Source organism: Caldovatus aquaticus, assembly GCF_019458025.1.
GTDB lineage: Bacteria > Pseudomonadota > Alphaproteobacteria > Acetobacterales > Acetobacteraceae > Caldovatus > Caldovatus aquaticus.
Map to the genome: position 1 here is coordinate 1 of NZ_JAHZUY010000113.1, position 4,031 is coordinate 4,031.

Genomic DNA, 4,031 nt, shown 5'->3' on the forward strand with positions numbered 1-4,031 from the left:
GCCGGCCTGCACCGCTCCACCATCTATGAGAATGCGCGCCGGCTGCGACGCCTCGCGGAGCGAGCCGGTTTGCGGGACTACGTTGCAGCGCCCCGACACTTCGCCGATCGCGCCGGTAGGTGCCCGGCATGAGCACGCACCACACCTCGCGCGGACGGCAGAATGGCGCGACCGCGCGCCATCTGAACCAACACGATCTCGCCGCCCGCTGGCGCATGTCGGTCCGGACCCTCGAGCGCTGGCGCTCCCAGCGCCAGGGCCCGCCCTTCCTCCGGCTCGGCGGGAGGATCGCGTATCGCCTCGAGGACATCGAGGCCTTCGAGCAGGCCCAGCGCCAGGAGACCTCCGCCGCCTGACCGCGCCCGGCTTTCCTGCCGGGTCTTCCCGGGAATGCAACACCGCCGCGAGGCGGGAACACCGGGACGGTCAGCTCCGCCGCGTCGGGGCCCGGCAGCACCTGCATCGACGGACCAGGAGCGCGACGACGAAGGAGTCGAGCTCCCATGTTCAAGACCACGACGCCGCTGCAGCGGCTCCGCGAGTCCTCCTACGCCCTGGCCGACCTGCCGGACAGCGTCCGCACCGGCGAGCTCGGCGAATACGGCCAGCCGCTCAGCAAGGCGGTCACCGACGCGACGGTGGACGACGTCGCCTTCGCCATCCAGGCGCTCGGCGACGAGGCGGACGCGATCTACCGCCGCGTCACCGCGCTCAGGCAGCTGCACGACCGCGCGCGGCGTGCCGGCGCCCGCGGCGCGGATCTCGCGGTGGAGGCCGCCGTCCGCTTCGAGGAGCGCCGCAAGTGAGCGCGCCCTTCGACAGCCGGCCGCCGGGCGGCTTCCGCATCATCACCGCCGACGAGCGCATGGCCGAGCGGCGCGGCATCAAGGGCGTGCTGACCGGCATCTCCGGCATCGGCAAGACCTCGCAGCTGTGGACGCTGGACGCGGCCCGCACGCTGTTCGTCAACCTCGAGGCCGGCGAGCTCGCCGTGCAGGGCTGGCCCGGCGATGAGGTCCGCGTGCGCAGCTGGGAGATGGCGCGCGACCTCGCCTGCTGGATCGGCGGGCCGAACCCGGCGATGCGGCCGGACCAGCCCTATGACGCGACGCACCACGAGCGCGTCTGCGCCGCCTTCGGCAGCCCCGAGCAGCTGGCGAAGTACGACACCATCTTCGTCGACAGCATCACCGTCGCCTCGCGCCTCTGCCTGCATTGGTGCAAGGGCCAGCCGCAGGCGGTCTCCGACCGCAGCGGCAAGCCCGACCTGCGCGGCGCCTACGGGCTGCTCGGCCAGGAGATGATCGGCTGGCTGACGCATCTCCAGCACACGCCGGACAAGAACGTCTGGCTGGTCGGCCTGCTCAACAAGCAGCTCGACGACTTCAACCGCCCCTACTTCTCGCTGCAGATCGAGGGCAGCAAGACCGGCCTCGAGCTGCCCGGCATCGTCGATGAGGTGATCACCCTGGCCGAGATCCCGCGCGAGAAGGAGGCGCCGTATCGCGCCTTCGTCTGCACCACGCTCAATCCCTTCGGCTACCCGGCGAAGGACCGCAGCGGCCGCCTCGCCACGATCGAGGAGCCGCATCTCGCCCGGCTGATGGAGAAGATCCGCCGTCCGCTCGCATCGCCGCCCGCGGCGCAGTTGCAGGTCGGACTGCCCGCGGCGGCGCCCGCGACCCCCACCACCAGCACGACGGCGCAGGAGGGCTGAGCCATGTCCGGCAGCTTCACGCACGACTTCAACGGCGCCGAGGCGCAGCAGGACGCCTTCGAGCCCATTCCCGCCGGCACGCTGGCGAAGGTCCGCCTCACCATCCGGCCCGGCGGCGTCGGTCCGGAGGGCTGGGTGACGCAGAGCCGCACCAGCGAGGCGCAGTACCTCAACACCGAGGCGGTGATCGTGGAGGGGCCGCATGCGCGGCGGCGCGTCTACACGCGCATCGGCCTCCGCGGGAAGGGCGCGCAGGGCGGGGACGACACCTACGCCAACCGCGGTCGCGCCCTGATCCGCGGGATCCTGGAGAGCGCGCGCGGCATCGCCGCGAAGGACAGCTCCGACCGCGCCCGCGCCGCGCGCACCATCCGCGGCTACGGCGACCTCAACGGGATGGAGTTCGTCGCCCGCATCGGGCTTGAGAAGGACCGCGACGATCCGCGCGGCCCGGGCCGCAACGTCATCGCCGCCGCCATCGGGCCCGAGCATGCCGACTACGCCCGGCTGATGGGGGCGGCGCCGGCGCAGCCCATGCCGCCCGGCCCGGCGGCCCCGGCCACTGGCGGCGCCGCGCCGCCCTGGGCAGCGGCTCAGCCCTCCCAGCCGCCCGCCGCGGCGGGCAACGCGCCCTTCTGGGCGCGCTGAGCGGGAGGCCCCCGATGATCCCGCGCGACTACCAGCGGGCGGCGGTCGCCGCCGCCCGCGCCAAGACCGCGACGGAGGGCAATACGCTGGTCGCGCTTCCCGTGGGCGCCGGCAAGACCGCCGTCGCCGGCTTCTACATCGGCGAGGAGGCGGCGGCCGAGCCCGGCGCCCGCATCCTGGTGCTGCAGCACACGGACGAGCTGATCGAGCAGAACCGCGCGACCATCGGCCGGGTCGCCGGCCTCTCCGCCTCGGTGGTGAAGGCCGAGCGGGACGACTGGTCCGGCCAGGTGATCTTCGGCAGCGTGCAGACCCTGGCCCGCTCCGCGCGGCGCGCCCGCATGGGGCAGGTGTCGCACCTCGTCATCGACGAGTGCCACCGCGCGGCCGCCGACAGCTACCAGGCGATCATCGCCGACGCCCGCGCCGCCAACCCGAAGCTGAAGCTGCTCGGCCTCTCGGCCACGCCCGAGCGCGGCGACGGTCGGAGCCTCCGCAGGACCTTCTCGAACATCGCCTTCCACCTGCCGATCTCGGCGCTGATCGCCGAGGGCATCCTGGTGCCGCCGCGCACCTTCACCATCGATGTCGGCGTCAGCGAGGATCTCGACCAGGTCGGCGCGACGGCCGGCGACTACGACATGGACGCCGCCGCCAAGGTGCTGAACCGGGCGGTGGTGAACGAGGCGGTGGTCGAGCACTGGCGCGAGCGCGCCGGCGACCGCCGCACCATCGCCTTCTGCGCCACCGTCGCCCACGCCGAGGCGGTCGCCGCCGCCTTCCGCGCCGCCGGCATCACCGCCGCGACGGTCACCGGCGAGATGCCGGCGAAGGAGCGCGCGGCGCTGCTCGCCCGCTTCGACCGCGGCGAGGTGCAGGTGATCACCAACTGCATGGTGCTGACCGAGGGCTTCGACAGCCAGCCGGTCGGCTGCATCGTCGTGCTCCGCCCGATGCTCCACCGCGGCACCTTCATCCAGGCGATCGGACGCGGCCTGCGCAAGGTGGACCCGGAACGCTTCCCCGGCGTGGTGAAGACCGACTGCGTCGTCCTCGACTTCGCCGGCGCGGCGCAGCGGCATGGTTCGATCGAGCAGGACGGGAGCCTCGCCGAGGCGGAGGAGCCCGAGCCGGGCCAGGCGCCCTACAAGACCTGCCCGGACTGCGCGGCCGAGGTGCCGCTCGGCACCATCGCCTGCCCCTTCTGCGGCCATGTCTGGGAGCGAAAGCTTCGCGAGACGCGCCCGCTGCAGCGCTTCGGGCTGACCGAGATCGACCTCCTGGACCGCTCGCCCTTCCGATGGTGGGACATGCATGGCGACGGCCACGCGATGATCGCCTGCGGCTTCGACGCCTGGGCCGGGGTGTTCTTCGACGGGGAGCACTGGCACGCCGTCGGCAAGCTGCGCCAGGGGCGGCTGCGTCATCTCGGGGTCGGCGAGCGCGCGCAGGTCCTGGCCGCGGCGGACGACTTCCTGCGCCAGGCCGAGACCAGCGCCGCCGCCACCAAGAGCCGGCTGTGGCTGAACCACCCGGCGACCGCCCGCCAGCGCGAGCTGCTCATCAAGGCCGGCGATGCCGATCCGGCGCTCGACTTCGGGCTGTCGAAGTACGCGGCGAACTGCCGGCTGAACTTCCTCTGGCACCGGCCGCAGATCCTGGCCGC

5 protein-coding genes are annotated in these 4,031 nt (G+C 73.2%); all 5 read left to right on the top strand.

The features are described from left to right. Window positions 1-128 precede the first annotated feature (128 nt). Complete coding sequence (locus tag K1J50_RS18570) at window positions 129-356, top strand: helix-turn-helix transcriptional regulator (RefSeq protein ID WP_135470921.1); 228 nt, start codon at window positions 129-131, stop codon at window positions 354-356. A 147-nt stretch (window positions 357-503) separates the two neighbouring features. Further along, window positions 504-806: a hypothetical protein gene (locus K1J50_RS18575; protein WP_220119235.1), complete on the top strand. Its 303-nt coding sequence runs from the start codon at window positions 504-506 to the stop codon at window positions 804-806. Further along, window positions 803-1,717, top strand: a complete 915-nt coding sequence (locus K1J50_RS18580; protein WP_369413653.1) for an ATP-binding protein — start codon at window positions 803-805, stop codon at window positions 1,715-1,717. The genes K1J50_RS18575 and K1J50_RS18580 overlap by 4 nt, the downstream gene beginning before the upstream one ends. A 3-nt stretch (window positions 1,718-1,720) precedes the next feature. Continuing rightward, window positions 1,721-2,365 (top strand): hypothetical protein, encoded by a 645-nt coding sequence (locus K1J50_RS18585; protein WP_220119236.1) that lies wholly within the window; start codon window positions 1,721-1,723, stop codon window positions 2,363-2,365. A 14-nt stretch (window positions 2,366-2,379) separates the two neighbouring features. Next, window positions 2,380-4,031: DEAD/DEAH box helicase (locus K1J50_RS18590; protein WP_220119237.1), on the top strand; the 1,652-nt coding region annotated here is incomplete at its 3' end.

Excerpts from the sequence above, each read along its gene's own strand:
- K1J50_RS18570 (WP_135470921.1), top strand. The coding sequence starts at position 129 with ATGAGCACGCACCACACCTCGCGCGGACGGCAGAATGGCGCGACCGCG.
- K1J50_RS18585 (WP_220119236.1), top strand. The coding sequence starts at position 1,721 with ATGTCCGGCAGCTTCACGCACGACTTCAACGGCGCCGAGGCGCAGCAG.
- K1J50_RS18575 (WP_220119235.1), top strand. The coding sequence starts at position 504 with ATGTTCAAGACCACGACGCCGCTGCAGCGGCTCCGCGAGTCCTCCTAC.